The organism is Variovorax sp. CCNWLW235 (assembly GCF_037204085.1).
Taxonomy (GTDB): domain Bacteria; phylum Pseudomonadota; class Gammaproteobacteria; order Burkholderiales; family Burkholderiaceae_C; genus Variovorax.
Genome location: NZ_JBBCBW010000048.1, coordinates 1 through 1,156, shown reverse-complemented (window position 1 = coordinate 1,156; position 1,156 = coordinate 1). Strand labels below are relative to the sequence as shown.

Genomic DNA, 1,156 nt, shown 5'->3' with positions numbered 1-1,156 from the left:
GAAAAATGGCAAAAGGTAAATTCACCCGCACCAAGCCGCACGTGAACGTGGGCACGATCGGTCACGTTGATCACGGCAAGACCACGCTGACGGCTGCGATCGCGACCGTGCTGTCGGCCAAGTTCGGCGGCGAAGCCAAGGCCTACGACCAGATCGATGCGGCGCCCGAAGAAAAGGCCCGCGGCATCACCATCAACACCGCCCACGTCGAGTACGAAACGGCCAACCGCCACTACGCACACGTGGACTGCCCCGGCCACGCCGACTACGTCAAGAACATGATCACCGGCGCTGCCCAGATGGACGGCGCCATTCTCGTGTGCTCGGCCGCCGACGGCCCGATGCCCCAGACCCGCGAGCACATCCTGCTGGCGCGCCAGGTGGGTGTGGGCTACATCATCGTCTTCCTGAACAAGTGCGACATGGTCGACGACGCCGAGTTGCTCGAGCTGGTCGAAATGGAAGTGCGCGAACTCCTCGACAAGTACGAGTTCCCTGGCGACGACACCCCCATCATCCACGGCTCGGCCAAGCTCGCCCTGGAAGGCGACAAGGGCAAGCTCGGTGAGGAAGCCATCATGAAGCTGGCCGAAGCCCTCGACACCTACATCCCGACGCCCGAGCGCGCCGTGGACGGCACCTTCCTGATGCCCGTCGAAGACGTGTTCTCGATCTCCGGCCGCGGCACCGTGGTGACCGGCGCCGTCGAGCGCGGCGTGATCAAGGTCGGCGAGGAAATCGAGATCGTCGGCATCCGCCCGACCGTCAAGACCACCTGCACCGGCGTGGAAATGTTCCGCAAGCTGCTCGACCAGGGCCAGGCTGGCGACAACGTCGGCGTGCTGCTGCGCGGCACCAAGCGCGAAGAAGTCGAGCGCGGCCAAGTGCTGTGCAAGCCCGGCTCGATCAAGCCGCACACGCACTTCACCGCCGAGGTGTACGTGCTGTCCAAGGACGAAGGCGGCCGTCACACGCCGTTCTTCAACAACTACCGTCCGCAGTTCTACTTCCGCACGACGGACGTGACCGGCGCGATCGAGCTGCCCAAGGACAAGGAAATGGTCATGCCTGGCGACAACGTCAGCATCACCGTGAAGCTGATCAACCCGATCGCGATGGAAGAAGGCCTGCGCTTCGCCATCCGTGAAGGCGGCCG

1 protein-coding gene is annotated in these 1,156 nt (G+C 64.2%); it reads left to right on the top strand.

Features of this window, described 5'->3' with window-relative positions:
• Positions 1-5 precede the first annotated feature (5 nt).
• Positions 6-1,156 (top strand): elongation factor Tu (tuf, locus tag V9L21_RS26350; protein ID WP_337315722.1); only part of this gene is annotated, 1,151 nt, incomplete at its 3' end.